Raw genomic sequence first — 17,502 nt, forward strand, 5'->3', positions numbered from 1 at the left:
TCTTTATCCCGACCTATCTCCATGACCCACAGAAAACGGAGCAAAGAAACCTTGCACTAAAAACTCAAGCGACCAAGCTATCCCTACTCAGGGAAAACAAATCAATCGATGTTTCTTCAAGCAACATTTCAAAAGCATCCGCACCTTTTTGTTCAATATATTTAAGTTCCGAGTCAAATACTGGAACAATCCACGCAAAAACGCATGTAAGGCCATGCGTATCAGGCCCAGTATAAGAAAATGATTCATCTCCAAAAAAAACCGGAGGCTTGATCCATACAGCAGAGAGCGAGTAATCATCGAAAACAACTCCCCCCCTCTGTATTAACTGATTATTCAACAAGGCGTAAGTGGAGCCAATAGCATCATCTGCAAGTTGCTTTACGATTGCCACTGCATTCTTGGGAATCTCATTCTGATCAATAGACAATAACAATTCGTGGTGTATTACTTGTGCAGACACCGAAGACTTAAGCCCTACATGTGAAAGGCCTAGCGTACAAAATGTGACAACACCTTCCACACTACCATCCCGACACTCAACTACTTGATAAGAATGTTCACCTTCAGAAAAATCCCACCCTTGGTAAATTTTCCCAAAGTGCTTCTCTATATGTTCAATAATGCTCATTTTCGATTTCCTTCTCTACGGTTGCAGGATGGGCATTTTAGAATAACGCCCGTCTGGTAATTGTCGAGAACCTCTTTTCGACTTACGCCGTCTGGGAAATCTCTTTTGCTCCACGGATCGGGATGGTGATCCATATCCCAATCTCGCGGACCTGTTCCTGGGGCAACGTCTACTTCTGTTTCGCACACAGGACAGATTTTGCCTCCGTTCGGTCCGGGAAGAGCACTATTCCATGCGTCCCTTACAGATGCCTTTCTCCATCCTCCACGACTCGTGACCTGACCTTTTTCATTTGTACCTTTAACCAATCCAAGCGGATCAATCCAACCATTGGCGTTTGGCGCATACTGGTAGATGTTAATGCCGCCCGCGAAGCCAATAGGATCCTGCGAAATAAACCGCCCAACCCTCGGATCATAGTATCTATATCGATTGTAGTGCAGCCCAGTCTCATGATCGTGATACTGCCCCTGGAACCGTATCGGATTCGTCACACCATGCTGCCGCGCCCATTCTGAACGCTGCTCCGTCACCTGCCCCCACGCCTTGTACTGCGCGGTCCAGGCCATATTGCCGTGTGAGTCCGTCAGTTCCTGCGGTGTTCCCAGGTGATCGCACTGGTACCAGGCCAACGCATCAAACGGTAATGCCGTGGCTTTGTGATTCCACAACGGATCCTCATCAAGGCTGTATTCACCGCTGTAATCCGGCTGGCCCATGAGGTTGATCGGCGCGTGGCGCACAGTTTGAGCGACAGGTATGAAGGTGCCCGGTTCAAAGATGTAATGCACCGTGCGTCCCGGCTCGCCATCGCCCTGCGCAAGACTGCTTTCCCACGCGAGATTGTCGCCGTCCCATCCGTAAAGCGTAAAACCGCAGCCCAGTTCACGCTGTTTGCGGGCGTGCTCGTTTCTGTTCCAGAGGGAACCGGCTTCCGGGCGCTGTTTGTAGTGCGCTCGGGAGTTTTTGTGCAGGCGTCGTCCCAGTGCGTCGTAAGCGAAATCCACGCTCAGGCACGGATCTTCGAAATGCACCAGTCGATCAAACAGGTCCCAACGCAGATCACTGCGTTGGCCGTTGTGCCAGCGCTGGATCTGATTACCGCGTTCGTCGTAGTCGTAGTGGGTGCCGGCGTATTCGCGCAGCAGGTTGTCGACCAGTTTGCTGCGCGGTGGGGTCAGATCCAGTGGGCGACGGATTTCGGCAGTCTTGTCATCCAGCAGGTTACCGGCCGGGTCGAAGGCGAAAGTTTCAACGCCTTGACGTGTCACGGCGCTGAGCAGTCGGCCGACGGGATCGTAGCGATAGGCGAGCGGGCCGCGGCGACTGTCGTTGATGTCAGTCAGTTGGCCGGCAGCGTCGTATTTGTATTCGCGCTTGAGCAGAGTGCTTTTGTCATCGCTGCGCCCCAGCAGTTGCTCCTGCAAGCGACCGGCCGGGTCCCAGGTTTGAGTTTGCAGCAAATGGTTACCTTGATGACGGGCAACTTCGCGGTGCAGGTCGTCGCGTTCATAACTGATCAGCTCATGCTCGTCCAGGCGCATGCCCAGCAAATGGCCGCTGCCGTAAGTGAGCCAACTGACGCGGTGGCCGTCGGGGCGAACGGTGGCAACACGCTGGTTGAGCACGTCGTACTCGTGCTGCCAGATCGCGACGGTGGGCTTTTCCAGTCCGAGGTAATGTTGGTGCTCGCGCAGCAGATTGCCGGCCGGGTCGTGGAACCATTGCAGACGGCTGTCGGCGTTGTCGGCCAGCACCATATTGCCGTTGCCGTCGTAGGCAAAAGTCTCGCTTTGCGACTGCTCGCCCAGGGTAGCGCGACGCTCAATCAGGCGGCCCATCGGGTCAAAGCTCGCCGAGATGATGCGTTTGCCATTGATCAATTGGGCGAGGCGACCAGTTATCGGGTCGTACTGATAGCGAGTGCTGCGCCCGTCAAATCCGCTTTCCTCCAGCAGTCGACCGACCGGGTCGTAGTGGAAGTGCGCGCGTTGTTCGTTTTCATTTTCCAGGGCCGTTAACCGTCCGAGGCGGTCCCAGCGATAACGTAGGGTTTGTTCGGCGGCATCGACACGCTCGGTGACCAAACCGGCAGCGCTGTAGCTCCAGGTGGTGCAGCGATCGAGACCGTCGACATGCGTCAACAACCGGCCTTCGGCGTCACGTTCAAAGCGTTCTTCAGTCTTGTCCGGGTGCTTGATAAGCACCCGTTGGCCGGCCTTGTATTCGTATTCGGTGGCGTTTCCAGCAGCGTCGGTGAAGCAGATCATCTGCCCCAGCTCGTTGTATTCCCAGGCGCTGGTCTTGCCTGAGCAGTCGACGTACTCGACCAGTTGCCCGGCGTCGTTGTAGTCGAGGGCTTTTTCGTTACCGTTGGCATCCTTGATCGCCGTGGGCTGACCGGCCTTGTTATAGGCGTATTCGGTTTTGTTGCCCAGCGGATCGAGCGCTGCGACCAGATTGCCTTGGTCGTCATAGGCGCGTTGCCACTGACCGCCCTCGGCATCGCTGATTTTGATCAGCATGTCTTGGTCGTCGTAGGCGTAATGCATCACGGTGTGATCGGCGCGAATATGTTCGAGAAGATTGCTGCGCTCGTCAAAGCTGTAGCGATCCGTGCTTCCATCGGTATGCACGTGGCGCACAACGTTTTTCGCCTCGTCGCGGAAGAACCATTCCGAACGGTCGTCGGCATGGCGAATGCGATAGGTGTAGCCAAGAATGTCGTAGTAGTGCCAGGTCTCATTGCCTAGAGCATCGGTGACGTACGTCAGGCGGATGTTTTCGTCCCACTCCAGATGCGTGTCAAAGCTGCCGTCGTCCGCCCATTCACGCACGGCTCTGGCCTTGGCGCCCTGACCATCCCACTCCAGATTCATGCCACGCCCGGTACGGTCGGTGTAACGAGTGATCAGGTGATACTGGTACTGATACGACCAGACTGCACCGTTCTCGTCCTGGGCCTGAATCAGATCGCCGAAAGCGTCGTACTGGTAGGCGCAAAGTTGTCGCTGCGGTTCACCGTCGCGGATTTCCCAGAGACCGGTCAGTCGGCCGTGATCATCGATCAGCGTGCCGAGGTGCAGGTGGACTTTGGTGAAGTCGTTTTCCTGATAAGTGATCAAGTCCGAAAGCACCGACTGCTCATCGTGACGATGCTCGTAGTGCAGCATGATCCCGGCGCCATTTCGCAGCGAAATATTGGTCAACACATAGCGCTGGCCACGCCGGACGTAGGTTTCCTTGCGCTCGAAACCACGGCACACCAGCAACTGATCTTCGCTGGCACGAACGAGGGTGATATTTTCGATGGCGTCGTAGTGGAACAGACCGACTTTGGGCAACGGATAGCTGTGATCGCGGCCATCGGCGCCGTAGAAGGTCAGGCCATCATCCACGCAATCGAAACGTGTGGTGAACTCGTTGATCCAGCGGGCGCCGAGTTCGTTTGGGTCGTATGCGCCCAAACGTGAATTGTAGGTACGCATCCACACAACCGGGAAAGCCCCGGGTAAACTGAAATCGGTATGGCTGAGGCTTTCCGAACCCAGGGCAAAGTTAATGCTGTGACGGGTGCTGGAGCAGGCACAGTTTCTTTTCGGATTAGGGGCGTGAGTCGCCGGAGCCTGTCGGCCCGTCGCTCCCAGCGCCCCTTCCGAGGCAGTGCGCTTGGCCTGACTGGTCTGATCTGGTTTGACACCGGCCCCTTGACCATGGGCATTGCGCTTGCGCCACAGAGCCACGGCACTGGACAGTATCAACAGCAACCAGCCGATGGAGTTCTGAACGGACTCGTCGTCCAGCTTACTCAACTGGGTGCGCAGCTCCGGGCCCATCGCTCGCAGTTTTGCGGTTTCCGAAGCGACCCGCTTCTTCACGTCATCGGGCAGCAGGTGATCGGCTGCACTGTTGGCCAAACCTTTGCCTGCGGCTTTATAAGCGCTGCAAGCGGCGCCGAAGATGTTGCCGAACGATGCAAGAGGATCATTCTTGAATTGATCGACCGCTGCACTCGCTTGTGCGCCGGCCGCATTGAGATCGCCCTTGGCATCAAGCTTGCCATTGGCCACCGTCTCGAGGCCTTTGGCAATCTCGTTGATGACGTCCTCGCCCAGCTTGCCAGCGTCCGCCAGAATCCCCGGCAGCTTACCTTTGGCCTGTTCAACGAAGTCATCGAGGGTGCCGATGATGGACTCGTTCAAGTGGCCGATCAGGACTTCGATGACCGATGAACTGAGCAGCATCTTGCTGCTGGCCTTCATCTCCTGACGTACCAGAAACAGAGTCGGGCGCAGGGTCATCCGTGCTGCCGCCATCGCTGGTGGTAGCGGCAAAACACCGATCAGATTGATGCCCAGACTGGCCCAGGCAAGCAGATCACGCTTCTGCGCCTTAGACAGCGTGACGATGTCACCCAGCGCATCGACCAGCGCCATGATGTTGCCCACCACCGGCAAGGCGCCGGCGACGTTCTTGATCCGGTCGAGAGTGACCACACCACCACTGGCGGATTGCAGCCAGCCGTCGAAGGTTGCCGCACCGCTGGCGACATCCTGAATGTCGATGGCATTGAGTGGAACGATGGCAACTTGAGGTTCACGTTTTACAGCAGCTACTTCAGTGGTCATGACAGCATCTCACCCGCCAATAGGCCCGGGGTTTTCAAGGAAGGTTTTGGCAGACTCGGTGCAGGCAGACTCGGCAACTTGCCCGCCTTGCTCGCCGCCCCCAGAACCCCCGACGCACTCGGCAACGCCGCACTCGCCAGCTTCGGCAACCCGGCCACCCCGCCCTGCACCACACCCTTCACTTGCTGCGCCGTTTGCATCGCACCTTGCGCGGACTGCATTGCACTCATCCCTGTCTGCGCCATGTCCTTGCCCTTCTCCAACATCTCCCAACTCTTGCTCGGCAAAACCTGCGCGACCATGGCTTGCACCTGGCTCGGCACATCTTCAGGCCCCGGCGGATTCAACGGCCACTCCGGTTTGCCGATGTAACTGCCATCGCTCCAGGTATCCGCCGGATCCTTGCCGAACAGCACCCGCGCCGGCCCCGGTGCAGCGCCGGCGACGCTGGCGAAACCCTTGCCGTCGAGCTTGCCCTTGATGCTTTTGCCCAGCGCATCGATGACTTCGTAATCGCCGTCCTTGATGCCTTGGCGCCCGGCGTATTGGTTGAACAATTCCAGATTGCCTTTGCCCGGCTTCGGCGGTTCCGGGAACACGCCGGCGAGACTTTTCGCGCCGGTGTAGGCGAAGTTCGCCGCGTGCGCGGTGTACGGGCCGCTGGTGGCGTGGGTGATGCCGCCGGCGTTGTAGGTGGTGGCGCTGCCGCCGCCCTGGATCACCAGTTCGGTCTTGGCGGTGATGGTGATGCGGTCGGCATTGGCGGTGATGTTGAGTTTGGCCAGCAGGTTGATGCTGTCCTTCAGCGCTCGTACGTCGATGTCGCCGGACGCGGCTACCAGACGCCAGCCCATGCTCTGCACGAACAGGCGCATGCCACGGCTGGCACTGGCGAGCAGGCGTTTGCCGATCGACAGGCTGGTGTGGCCGGTGCTGCTCAGCGCCAGGTGTTCGCCGGTGGCAATGTGGCTGGAGCGTGGCGTGGTCAGGGCGATGCCGGCCGGGCTGGCGAGGACCAGATGCGGTTCGGTGAATTCGGGGAATTCGTTGGCGGTGAGGTTCGCCGGACCGCTGCCGAGTACGCCTTGATGCTGGGCGTGCAACGCTTTGGCGACGTCGTCCTGATCGCCGGCTTCCTGGGCTTGCAGCTCTTTGGCTTGAACGGCGAATCCATCTTGCTGATCGCTGGCGGTGGCGAGGCGTTCAGCGGTTTCCGGCAGATCCTTGTGGTGCTTGGATTCGTTCGGACGCGGCTCAGTGGTGATGAGCAGACCGGCCGCCGCACGCACCGCACCGTGGCGATCGGTTCTTAACTCAAACCCTTCGCCGCGTGGCTGGCCACCGCTCGGGCGTGGATGCGTCAGATAACCGAGGTTGATCGCACTCGCGCCGTGGTCGCTGCGCAACGCGATGCTGATCTCGCTGGTGGTATCGTCGATGCGCAGTTCGTTGGCGCGGCTGCCCTTGTATTCCTTGCTCTTGACCGTGGCCAGGGTCTTGAAATCCGGCAGTTTGTACGGCGGCAGATTGGCGCCGTGGTACAGGCAACCGGTGATCAGTGGTTGATCGGGGTCGCCCTCAAGGAAGGTGATCAACACCTCCATGCCGACCCGCGGAATGTTGATCGAACCAAAGGTTTCCGCGGCCCAACTCGACGCGACGCGCATCCAGCAACTGGTCATGTCGTCGTGTTTGCCTTCGCGGTCCCAGAAGAACTGGACTTTCACCCGGCCGTACTGGTCGCAGTAGATCTCTTCGCCTTCAGGGCCGCAGACCACCGCACTTTGCGTGCCGAGGACTTTCGGTTTCGGATGATCGAGCGGCGGACGATAAGGCACGTCCCACGGAATCGCGCTGAAGCGGTTGCGATAGCCCTGGTGGAAATCGTCCTTGTTGTCGGTGGTGTCGCTGGTCACCGACTCTTCCAGCACTTGCGGCTGTTTGCCTTCGTGGAAGATCTCGGTGAGCAGCCACAGGTCGTTCCACGTCGGGTTGGCGTGTTCGGTCAGGGCGAGGAAATGCCCGCTGACCAGAATCGGCTGATCGCTGTTGCCCTCGGCCAGACGGTAGTCGCTGCGATGGCGTTCCAGCGCGCGATTGGCCAAGTGTTTGCCGCGCTCGCGGTCAACGAAACGGCCGGGGTAATCGTAGTCTTCGAGGTCTGGCTGGGCGCTGCTTTTGGCATCGCTTTCCAGCTCGATCTTCGGTTTGACGAAGTCGTAATCGCGGCGCGTGGTGCGACTGGTACGCGTGGCCAAACGCAGGCCGAAACGCTTGACCACCGGTTTGTCGGCGACCAGTCCGGAGTCCTGCTGATAGGCCACTGGCGCGAGTTTCGGGAACACCGTCTGGTCATCGCCGAAAGTCAGTTTGTGGCCGCTGGACGTGTGCTGGAAGTGGTAGTGAATGCCCTCTTCTTCACACAGGCGCTGGATGAAATCCAGATCCGATTCGTCGTACTGCACGCAGTAGATGCGCTCGGGGTAAATCGCGCTGAGTTGGAAGTGGTAATCGCTGGCGAGGATGCCGTGTTCTTCCAGCACTTGGCTGATGATCTGCTGCACGGTCATCTGCTGGAAAATGCGCTGGTTGACCCGGTGCGCGAGGTACGCCAGTTGCGGGCGCAGGGAAATCTTGTAGCGCGTCAGGCGCTTGCCCGCCTCGCCCTGGGCGATGCTGTAGACCAGCCCGTGAATGCCAGTGCCGGTTGGCGACAGCTGAAGAAATGCCAGTTTGTGCAGCACGCTTTCGAGGTTGATCGAGGCCTTTTCACTGACCAGTTCCAGCTCGAATTCGAACGGCGTGTTGAGGGCCTCACGACCGGTAAACGACAGCACTTGGAAATCGCTGTCGACGCCATCGACGGTCAGATTGAAATGAGGCTGGTTGGCCGGTGAGAACATCCCTTGTTCCTCGCGCAGTGCTGCGATGCGCAACAGCCCGCTGTGGGGCTATTGGCAAAAATTCTTTAGAAGTGAGTGCGCCCCAACCGGTCATGCCGGTCGGGGCGGTACAACCATCAGCCGTAATTAAACGACTGGAGCACGCCAGTCATCGGAACCCGAAGTACCGGATACTTCGTGGGTCCAGGTGATTTTACGGTAGGTGAACTGCACTTCTTCCAGGTGGGTGAAGTGCGAGTTGCCTGGATCCTGGCAGTTGTGCATTTTGTTGTTGATGGCGACGATGATCGCGTCTTCCAGTTTGGTGGTGTAGTAGTGCTCTTGGGTGCCTTGAGCAGAAGTACGGAACCACTGGATAACGATTTCGCTCATGCGCTCGCCGGAGGTCAGAGCAGCTTGCAGCAGAGGCGAAGCCTTGTCGTAGACCTTGGTGATCACAACTGGCTTGTGCACGCGCTGACCGGTTGGCTGACCGGATTGTGGGTCACGCGGGATGATCACGTCGTGGGTGAAAGCCTGAACCATGACCTGGTCTTCGTGGCCTTCCTGGTAGGTGTTGCCTACGGAGTCGGCGGTGAACGCGCCGGCAGTGATCAGGCCTTGTTTTTCGCCAGTGACGGACATGTACGCTGGTGTTGCCATGGGGATGCTCTCCTTGCTTGAAAGACATACCTCTCAGGCACCATTGCCTGAAAGGATGGCCATGCGCCATCAAAGTTCATGCCAGCTTTTATGCAACCCATACAGATCAAGGCTTTGCGGCCATCGATTCACTTTTCTTGACACTAAACCGATGAAAAACCAAGAGAAGTGCGCAACTTCTTGCGCAGTGGTGTGCAAGAAGTTGCGCACTTGGCTGGAGGCCAATAACGACGTGGGCTACAGGGCATTCACCCGAGAAAAAAAGAAAGTCACTGCGCAACTTCTTGCGCACTTCAGAAAATGAGCTGCGTTGAAAAACCTTCAGTGCCCAACCACGACCGCCGCTCCCGCCCCACGCGCCCCCGCTCTGAACCCATGTGCCCGAGCACTCCAGGCAATCACAAACCCGACCGCCACCAACACCACCATCGCCCATGGGAAAGCGGCAACACCCCATCGATCCAGCAGCACCCCGCCGACCACGCCGCTGCCCGCAATCGCGCTATTCCACGCCACCACATTCAACGACAACGCCACGTCCGCGCCATCCCCCGCCGCATCTGCCAGAGCCGTCTGCAACAGCGTCGCCGCACCGCCAAAACTCAATCCCCACACCAACACGCCCAGATAAATCACCTCCGGCACTCGTCCGTAAAAGCCGAATCCCACGCACACCAGTGCAAACGTGGCCAGACTCACCAGAACGGTCTTACGCAACAGCGGCTCAACCAACTTGGCAGTCAACCAAATCCCCGCCAACGCTGCGAGACCAAACACCAACAACACCAGATCTACACGATCCGCCAACCCCGCCGGCGCCACGAACGGCGCAATGTAGGTGTAGAGAATGTTGTGCGCCAGCATCCAGCTGATCACCACCGCCAGCACCGGCCGCACACCCGGCGTGGTCAACACGCGGCGCAACGACAGACGCTGATGCGCAGGCTGTGGTGGATAATCCGGCACTTTCACCAACACCCAAACGATCAGCATCAAAGTCAGGGCCGACATCAACCCGAACGTCGTGCGCCACCCGACCAGCCCTCCCAGCCAAGTGCCGAGCGGCACGCCCAGTGACAAGGCAATCGGCGTACCGACCATGGCCAGTGCCAGCGCTTTGCCCTGTTGATCCGGCTCGACCATCCGCCGCGCATAACCAGCCAACAGACTCCACGCCAAGCCTGCCGCCACCCCGGCGAAGAAACGCGCCACCAGCGTCACACCATAGTGCGACGACAGCGCCGTGATCGAGTTGAACAGCAGAAAACCGACAATGGTCAGCAACAACACATTGCGTCGACGCCAGCCACGAGTGGCGATGGTCATCGGGATCACCGCCAGCACCGAGCCCAGCGCATACGCGGTGACCATCTGCCCGGCCATCGAAGGTGAAATCGCCAAGCCTTCGCTGATCAGCGGCAACAGCCCGGCGGGCAGGGTTTCGGTGACGATGCAGATGAAACCGGTCATGGCCAGCGCCAGCAAGGCGCCAATGGGCAGGCTTTTCGGCGCTGCCGATAGAGTCATTGAGGGTGTCACGGGAAACTCCTTGAGTTTGGAAATTCAGACTTGCGTACCGATCGATATAAAATACTGGCGGCAGCCGAGGCCCGTTGTCAACGACTTATGTATCGACTAGTATCCAAATCACTTTCCGAGGAGTTTCAGCTATGGCCAGAACCGGCCGCCCCCGCGCATTCGATCGCGACGACGCCGTCGACCAGGCCATGCAATTGTTCTGGCAACACGGCTACGACTCGACATCCCTTTCACTGTTGAAGGCTGAACTGGGCGGCGGCATCTCCGCCCCCAGCTTCTACGCCGCGTTCGGCTCCAAAGAAGCCCTGTTCGACGAATGCGTGCAGCGTTACCTCGCGACCTTCGCCCAAGTCACCGAATGCCTGTGGGACGAAAGCCTGCCGCCACGCCAAGCCATCGAAACCGCGCTGCGCCAGTCGGCCCGCATGCAATGCGACGACGGCCACCCCAAAGGCTGCATGGTCACCCTCGGCGTCATGAGCGCGCCGAGCCCGGAAAACGCCCACGTCGCTCAAGCCCTCACCCACTCTCGCGCCAGAACCCGCGCCGGGATTGTTGCGTGTGTCGAGCGGGGTGTGAGTGAAGGGCTGTTAGCGGACGATACAAACGCAGCCGCCATGGCGACGGTGTTCGACAGTTTCCTGCAGGGGATTTCCATCCTTGCTCGGGATGACACGCCGATTGAGAGCATTGATGCGGCGATTACGCAGGTGATGCGGACATGGGATGTGGCGGCGGTGAGTTCGACTTAATTGGGTTTTGCGGTGATTGAAAGGCTCGCGTAGCTAAAAACCGGACGGTTACGCGACCACCTCAACATAACTCGACTCCCCACCACCCTCGGCCCCCGACAACCACCCCCACACAAACCGCAACGTCGTCCGCCCCGCCTCATCAACCCCCACCACACCCCGCGACCAACCCGCGCGGATCTCGCCATCCGTGGTGATGCACTGATAAAGCAGCTCGATACTGTCAGACCTGGTCACCCGCCCAACCTGGTTACCCATGCGAATATGGCCACCCGCATAAGTCCCCCAAACCGCCGCGCCTTCGACGAAGTAGTGAAACACCGTGCGTGCATCGGACAAGCCCTGAGCGTTATTCGCCACGGAAAACCGGCGGTTGTGCAAACGCTCGGCAACTTGCGAAAAAGCAGATTCCATAAACCACACATCCTTAGTCGAGAAGATCCATTCCAGCCTTCGGGCATCCTAATCCATTACCTCCGCGCAGCAAGGCTCTACAGCCGTTTTCTGCCAACCCAACCGCACAGCCACGTTTGACGCCCCTCCCGGCCCCACCTAGTCTGCGCAAAACACCCTTTCAGCCGAAACCGAGTTCACGAGAGGCAAGATGAGCAACTTCCCAATCGTCGCCACCGTTCTCTCGATGATCCTCGGACTCTCCGTCACCCGCCTCCTGCTCGGCGCATTAACGGTGTTCCGCATCCGCCGCGTCGCCAAGCCCGACTGGGTGGCACTGGTCTGGGCGGTGATGCTGTTTACCATGCAGCTGCAATTCTGGTGGGCGTCAACGCACTGTCGGCGGTGAAACAGAGCTTCTCGTTTCTCGAATTTCTATTGTTGGTGATGCTGACATTGTCGCTGTTCGTCACGGCCGCGTTGCTGCTGCCGAGCCGCAGTGAGGATGAGCAGAACGGATTGCGCGTGTATTTCGAGCAGGATGGGCGCTATGCATTGCTGTCGCTGTCCACGTATCTGTGCCTGGGGCTAATCGTCAATGTCACGTTGTTTGAGGCATCGCCGGTGGCGCTTTGGGGGTTGATGGATGTGATCATGATTGTGTTGCCAATTGGCGCGTTTATGGCTCGGTCGCGTAAAGCGTATGCGGCGATTACGCTGATTTATGTGCCGATCAATGTGATCGACACGCTGATTTCGCTGGCGAATTAACTCCCCCCTGTAGCGAGAGAGCTTGCCCCCGATGGATCGCGAAACGGCTCCCGCTCCTCCAGTCCACAAAGACATCGCAAAAACAGCTCGAACTGCCCTGTTGAAGCAATTCCCGGACTTTGTTTAAAGACACCCCAAGTTACGTCATCCCAACCTACAACGCCTTGCGCCGTTGCCTACGACTACGCCAGAATCCGCCGGCTTGTGCGCCTTGGATGCGGGTTCTATTGTGGTTCGGTCACTGAATAGCAGTGATCGGGTTTGGTAGCCCGTGTATACAAGGTGCGCAATTCCACTATTGGCGAAAGTCTTCGCCTGGCTTTTATGGTGGTCATGCGCAGGGCGCTTTCGAGCGCGCCGGTTTTCCCTGTGTCCCGGTCTACCAACCTGTGCATGGCCGCCACCCATCGTTTGGTAGCGAGTGGGTGATGGCTCCTTTTAAGCGACACAAGGGAGTTACATCATGTTCAAGATCACACCGAATCCGCCAGAAACCGACCCGATCGCGGGCGACGAATCCCCAGACGCCAAGAAATTCAACGAAGCCGTCGACCGCGCCCTCTCTCATTACCTCGGCCCTGCCCCGGAAATCATGCTCACCCCGTACCAAACCAACACGATGTTTATCGCCAACCCGAACACCAAGACTGAGGAATTGCTGGTGAATGCCAGCGAGTCGCTGGGCTCGGCTTCGGTGATGCTTGGGGATGTGATCGGTCTGGTTCACGGACCGGAGCGCAAGACACTGCAAGGCATTGCACAGGTGGTAATGCTTGGGGAGTTGGCGGTGAATCGGGCGTTGGATAACGTAGTGCCGACGGAGTAAAGAAAATTCCTCCATGACGGCTTGGATGTCGTCATGGAGGTTGATCAGACATACGCACGAAGACAGAATGATTACCACCACTCAAGCCAAGGCCGGTATGAGATATTTGATGTTCGCTTTTCTAATTTCGCTTTTGCTTATTCTGAATACAGGCTTCTATAACGAAGTTTCAGACAGCGAAATCACTCGAATATATTTCATCAAAAAGCATCCGACCTTTCGAATGCAGTTTTTCAACATTCATGCGAATGACGGAAATTATCGACGTATAGAAAAACTCACGAACGAGCAGCGACAAGACATTATCGATTATTGTAAATACAGATTAGGCATCGACTCAGAGATAACCACCCAAGCCGACATCGAAACGTGCGCAGAGCGATAACACCAAAAAATAGACACAGATGAAATAAGGAAAATTCGGAACAGAACCGCCTCTTAATTATGCTTTGCATCGATATATTGACGATGTGAACCCATCTTGCTCTGCAAACTACAGTCTGCTGGCGATCTCCTTCCAGATGTAGGCGTAGTTGTATTCCAGCCAACGCACCAGCATCTTGTCGAACTGTCGACGAAACCAATTACGCTCTCTCGCAGCCAACCTTTCCTCAATCGACTCTCTGAGAGTTTCGGGGTCGAAGCCTGTCCACACCGGAGGTACAGCGGCCACAAGATTTGTGAAACACACCGGTGCGACCTCTGAATAAAGGATTTCGTAAAGGACGTCAGGGTCGACGCCTCTAACCTTCCTCGCCAGATAGTCATACTCGACAGGAAAGTCGTTGAATGGCTCGGAGAGTGCGGCTCTGATCTTGGTCAGTTGTGGTTCACTCAGAAGATGCCGCAAAACAAAAACTCCATCTGCTCTTTATCCAATGAACTCGCAACCGCTTCGCCCCGACCCCGCCGACGACCATCGTTCTGATGCCACTAAGGAGTATCTAGCGCCAGACCATTTTAGATTATAGTGGTCTGGCCCCGTTTTTTTCCAAAGATTTGTGCACTATATTTGTGAGAGCATGGAAAAAAGATAAAAAACCCTAGACCGCACCGCCTAAAAACAATAAATCACTCTAAACAACCCGAGACTCAAATATAATTTCGCTTCAACAGCTTCGGAACTTTTTCCGAATAACAAAAAGATTTATTCAAACTGGATATCAATGCAAAAATTTGATCTTCAATTTCGTAAAACTCATTTCTAGGCTGATGACTTAACACAATACCCAAAGAACATAGCGAATCAATGATCCTTTTTTGGTGTGACATATAACGAAAAGAGCCTTGAGCGGCAGTCCTAGCCTGCTCATTAGAAATGAATATCTCGGCATTCAATGCAGAAACGAGCCCACAATAGCTATCTGAAACAGACATCCTTCCAGTTCGCGATTCAGAGAAAATCAAATTATACCAAACAAAGGCATCCACGGAGGTTTGAGATATACGATTGCGCTTAGAGACCTCAGCCACAACATAATTTTGAAATATAGAAAAATGAGAGATATGGTTTGTTAGCGCTGTCGCATTCGCACTATTTAAATAGCTCATAAGCGCAACAATTATCCCCCCTATGGTTGTAACTCCGACAAGCAAACTCAGTGTTGCCGACAAAATCAGAAATGACTGATCAAAAACCTCTAAAAATTTTTTAATGCACTCATTATTGAAACAAAGAGGACGAGAAAACTGACCAGAAAAACCTGTAACCATTAAAACAGCGACGCTAAATACAACCCCCAGTGCCGCGACCAAAAAGAGACTAGTGGCCAAATAATTTAAGTATGGGTAACGAAACCAGGTCTCCTTGATTCTACTATTCATAATCAGGCCGTAACCCTTTCAAAGATTTTCTAATTTCTTTAGTGATCGCTGGAAATGACCGCTTGAGAACAATCAGCCGTTCCTGAAGTTTATAATATCGCTTTGCGTACCAGTAGGTGCTTCGCCTAGTACCAGAATCACGAATAAGACGTTCTAACATGGCATTTGCTCGATCAATATCTTTCTTTGAAGGCAAAGGAAATATTTTTTTTAGCCGACCTAGCAATGAGTCATACCTATCATGCCCAACTCTAACGAGCTTATTAACTCTCCCCATGCATCGATTGAAGTCATGACGATATGCGTGAGTTGTTCTGTAACCTCGTTCAGATGCTAAATTTTCTATATTTTTTACCGCTATTCTGATTCTCGCAACCTCTCCAGAAGGAAGGCGAGGTTGTGGAAAAGCAACTCTCAAACCATGGACGGTCAGTGGTTCGCTTGAGACATAAATAGTACGAGTTTTGGCGAGATTCAGTGGAAGTTCTTTGCTCGTAAGCATGGCTCTAATGATATCCAAAGAATAGCTAAAATCATAGTTAGAAACCTTTGAAGACACCGTAATATCATCCACCAACCGAGTATAGACCAACCCCTTTCTAGATAGTCTTTGAACAACCGAACCTTCAACATCGTACAAACACAAGCTTGCTAAATAACTTGAGGTCAAAGCACCCTGAATAACATGGGAATTAAAGCAACAGATTTCGGCGAGCAACTCAGAAACTTCTCGATCAAACTTCATGAAGTTTTCAAATATATCGAGCACCAAATCTTGGTGAATATTATCAAAAAAATCCTTAACATCGACCTTTAATAAACTTTTTGCACCGCAATGCTTTGCTGCGCATGATACATAATCTTTATTTATCATGCGTTGGTTTTTCTGATCTGGCTGATTGGGTACAGAGCCAAACAAGTGATCAGGCCATTGAATTATGCTCAACCTAGAGAATATCCTTTTATTTACTCTACGCTGAATTCTTCGAAGCAGATAATGAGGGTTATAAACAAACCTAACTCCACCATCACTTTTAGGGATATGGGAAACTGTGTATTTTTCCTCATCAGGAAGAGATAGCGCTCCGTAAATCTCCTGGAGAGAAACAGAGAGTGCACTACATAAATTCTCAATACTGGAGATTGAGCCAGTAGAAACTTTTTTAGGGTTAAGAAGGACCATTTTTAAATCCCTTTAAAAATAGATTTGGCCAACCCATACGCCAGGGTGCAGTGAAGGATGATGCATTCATCGATCAGATCGCTGGCAGCTGCCATCCTTCACATGGCCAAACCTACCGTCCCTGTCTCCTCCAGGTTCGTCGGAGGAGATCGGAGGTGCGAGCCTCCGGACAAGCTCGAAGTAAACCTCAAGCGCTCGTAAGAGCGAAATCCAGGATCTAAAAAACAATCGATTGCAGCACATAAGCGGTACGCTTACGCAGCTTGAATTTACATACCAGAAAAATTAATAGCAATACCCTACTGAAAGCCACTGATATTAAACACTTTTATATCAAGACAAGGCTATTGCTCATGAAAAATCAGCCGAACCGTCGATACGTGAGCTCCCCTTCATCCTTTTTTCTTGAAGGCCTTATTCCAGTAATACCCCAAACTCCACCGATCCTTCGGCCGCGGCTTATAGTGCGTTTTATTCCTCTGCCCCGGCTCCCCACCCACCCCACTCGCCGTGTAGTAATAAAGCGCAATCGACCGCCGAGTGATGTGTTCCGGCGTAGTCAACGGCTCTGGATGCCCATGGTTACTATCCTTGTCCGTATTAAAAATCACACACCGGTTATAAACGGGCAGCACCTTCTTCAGACATTTCTTCATCCCCACATCCCAAAGCTCCAGGTTGCCGCCGTACGCCTCCTGCCAGTCCTCGGTCAGGTAAATGATCACATTCAGCCGCCGCTCAACGTTGAGCTTTTTGTTCAGCCGAAAATCCGAGTGCACGCCGAGGAAGCCGCCGGTTTTGGTTTCGTGCAGGCCGCCGCCGGCGAAATAAGGATCGGGAATGAGCCCTTGGATGCCGGTGAGTTTTTCGAGGAATTCCAGCATGGGTGCGGAGTTGAAGGTGTTGAAGACGTTCTTCAGGTACGGGCTGCAGGCGTTGGGGCTGATCTGGCGTTTGAGTTGGCCTTTGTAGCCGCGCTCGTAGGTCTGTTCGTTGTGGGTCGGTTCGACCGGGAAGTGTTCGCGGATGCTGGCGATGACGTCGGCTTGCAGGAAGTTGTCGATGACGATGTGCGGGAATGGCGTGGCTTGGGTGTATTCGCGGGTCAGCGATTCGCCGAAAGCGCTGGCGGCGGATTGGTCGAAGTCGAGTTCGGGGGTCAAGGTGATGGGGAGTGTTTGTGTGTTGGCTTGCATTGCCGCTCCAATTAACTTGAATGCTTTCAGGTCGTGTCAAACAGGGCCAAACGCTGAGTGCATCGCCGCTATTTGTTTGCTGAGTACAGTTGCGAGCAGGTTGCCATGTTGGCCATGGCCTGCCGAGTGTCCTTCGCTTAAACATGGCGCGGCGCTGTAACGGCATGTTTCTGACTGTCACAAACCCGTCATATTGCCTCTGCTAATCTCCTCG

The 17,502-nt window shown here is 55.0% G+C and carries 12 protein-coding genes and 1 pseudogene; 3 read left to right on the forward strand and 10 right to left on the reverse strand.

Annotated elements, in window-relative coordinates:
• Nucleotides 1-64: 64 nt before the first annotated feature.
• From ACI514_RS12295 to ACI514_RS12315, 5 genes are all read right to left on the reverse strand, one after another.
• Nucleotides 65-631 carry a suppressor of fused domain protein gene (locus ACI514_RS12295; protein ID WP_405123918.1) on the reverse strand — a complete coding sequence of 189 codons (567 nt, stop codon included), beginning with the start codon at nt 629-631 and terminating at the stop codon, nt 65-67.
• Complete coding sequence (locus ACI514_RS12300) at nt 628-5,259, reverse strand: RHS repeat-associated core domain-containing protein (protein ID WP_405123919.1); 4,632 nt, start codon at nt 5,257-5,259, stop codon at nt 628-630. The genes ACI514_RS12295 and ACI514_RS12300 overlap by 4 nt, the downstream gene beginning before the upstream one ends.
• Complete coding sequence (locus ACI514_RS12305; RefSeq protein ID WP_405123920.1) at nt 5,256-8,162, reverse strand: type VI secretion system tip protein VgrG; 2,907 nt, start codon at nt 8,160-8,162, stop codon at nt 5,256-5,258. Before ACI514_RS12305 ends, ACI514_RS12300 begins: the two co-directional genes overlap by 4 nt.
• A gap of 126 nt (nt 8,163-8,288) precedes the next feature.
• On the reverse strand, nt 8,289-8,804 hold the full coding sequence (locus tag ACI514_RS12310) for an Hcp family type VI secretion system effector (RefSeq protein WP_123593248.1): 516 nt from the start codon (nt 8,802-8,804) through the stop codon (nt 8,289-8,291).
• A 321-nt stretch (nt 8,805-9,125) separates the two neighbouring features.
• Entirely contained in the window at nt 9,126-10,343 is a 1,218-nt protein-coding gene (locus ACI514_RS12315; protein WP_405123921.1) for an MFS transporter, read from the reverse strand.
• Between the two features lie 131 nt (nt 10,344-10,474).
• Between ACI514_RS12315 and ACI514_RS12320 the strand changes: the two genes are divergently transcribed.
• Entirely contained in the window at nt 10,475-11,095 is a 621-nt protein-coding gene (locus tag ACI514_RS12320; RefSeq protein ID WP_405123922.1) for a TetR/AcrR family transcriptional regulator, read from the forward strand.
• A gap of 48 nt (nt 11,096-11,143) precedes the next feature.
• Here ACI514_RS12320 and ACI514_RS12325 read toward each other — a convergent pair whose 3' ends face one another.
• Entirely contained in the window at nt 11,144-11,509 is a 366-nt protein-coding gene (locus ACI514_RS12325) for a hypothetical protein (RefSeq protein WP_405123923.1), read from the reverse strand.
• Between the two features lie 190 nt (nt 11,510-11,699).
• Between ACI514_RS12325 and ACI514_RS12330 the strand changes: the two are divergent.
• Both ACI514_RS12330 and ACI514_RS12335 read left to right on the forward strand, forming a co-directional pair.
• Nucleotides 11,700-12,259 (forward strand): annotated as a pseudogene (locus tag ACI514_RS12330) (hypothetical protein).
• A gap of 463 nt (nt 12,260-12,722) precedes the next feature.
• Nucleotides 12,723-13,085, forward strand: a complete 363-nt coding sequence (locus ACI514_RS12335) for a DUF6124 family protein (protein WP_405123924.1) — start codon at nt 12,723-12,725, stop codon at nt 13,083-13,085.
• A gap of 493 nt (nt 13,086-13,578) precedes the next feature.
• Here ACI514_RS12335 and ACI514_RS12340 read toward each other — a convergent pair whose 3' ends face one another.
• From ACI514_RS12340 to ACI514_RS12355, 4 genes are all read right to left on the reverse strand, one after another.
• Nucleotides 13,579-13,935: a hypothetical protein gene (locus ACI514_RS12340; RefSeq protein WP_405123925.1), complete on the reverse strand. Its 357-nt coding sequence runs from the start codon at nt 13,933-13,935 to the stop codon at nt 13,579-13,581.
• A 242-nt stretch (nt 13,936-14,177) separates the two neighbouring features.
• Nucleotides 14,178-14,909 carry a retron Ec48 family effector membrane protein gene (locus ACI514_RS12345; RefSeq protein WP_405123926.1) on the reverse strand — a complete coding sequence of 244 codons (732 nt, stop codon included), beginning with the start codon at nt 14,907-14,909 and terminating at the stop codon, nt 14,178-14,180.
• The gene (locus ACI514_RS12350) at nt 14,902-16,092 is read right to left on the reverse strand and encodes a reverse transcriptase family protein (protein ID WP_405123927.1); all 1,191 of its coding nucleotides are present in this window, start codon (nt 16,090-16,092) and stop codon (nt 14,902-14,904) included. Before ACI514_RS12350 ends, ACI514_RS12345 begins: the two co-directional genes overlap by 8 nt.
• Before the next feature lie 392 nt (nt 16,093-16,484).
• On the reverse strand, nt 16,485-17,288 hold the full coding sequence (locus ACI514_RS12355; RefSeq protein WP_405123928.1) for a 2OG-Fe(II) oxygenase: 804 nt from the start codon (nt 17,286-17,288) through the stop codon (nt 16,485-16,487).
• Nucleotides 17,289-17,502: the final 214 nt, after the last annotated feature.

The sequence above is a fragment of the Pseudomonas sp. M20 genome (assembly GCF_045037865.1).
Taxonomy (GTDB): Bacteria; Pseudomonadota; Gammaproteobacteria; order Pseudomonadales; family Pseudomonadaceae; genus Aquipseudomonas.

Excerpts from the sequence above, each read along its gene's own strand:
- ACI514_RS12320 (WP_405123922.1), top strand. The coding sequence starts at position 10,475 with ATGGCCAGAACCGGCCGCCCCCGCGCATTCGATCGCGACGACGCCGTC.
- ACI514_RS12345 (WP_405123926.1), bottom strand. The coding sequence starts at position 14,909 with ATGAATAGTAGAATCAAGGAGACCTGGTTTCGTTACCCATACTTAAAT.
- ACI514_RS12350 (WP_405123927.1), bottom strand. The coding sequence starts at position 16,092 with ATGGTCCTTCTTAACCCTAAAAAAGTTTCTACTGGCTCAATCTCCAGT.
- ACI514_RS12305 (WP_405123920.1), bottom strand. The coding sequence starts at position 8,162 with ATGTTCTCACCGGCCAACCAGCCTCATTTCAATCTGACCGTCGATGGC.
- ACI514_RS12310 (WP_123593248.1), bottom strand. The coding sequence starts at position 8,804 with ATGGCAACACCAGCGTACATGTCCGTCACTGGCGAAAAACAAGGCCTG.
- ACI514_RS12325 (WP_405123923.1), bottom strand. The coding sequence starts at position 11,509 with ATGGAATCTGCTTTTTCGCAAGTTGCCGAGCGTTTGCACAACCGCCGG.
- ACI514_RS12295 (WP_405123918.1), bottom strand. The coding sequence starts at position 631 with ATGAGCATTATTGAACATATAGAGAAGCACTTTGGGAAAATTTACCAA.
- ACI514_RS12335 (WP_405123924.1), top strand. The coding sequence starts at position 12,723 with ATGTTCAAGATCACACCGAATCCGCCAGAAACCGACCCGATCGCGGGC.
- ACI514_RS12355 (WP_405123928.1), bottom strand. The coding sequence starts at position 17,288 with ATGCAAGCCAACACACAAACACTCCCCATCACCTTGACCCCCGAACTC.
- ACI514_RS12300 (WP_405123919.1), bottom strand. The coding sequence starts at position 5,259 with ATGACCACTGAAGTAGCTGCTGTAAAACGTGAACCTCAAGTTGCCATC.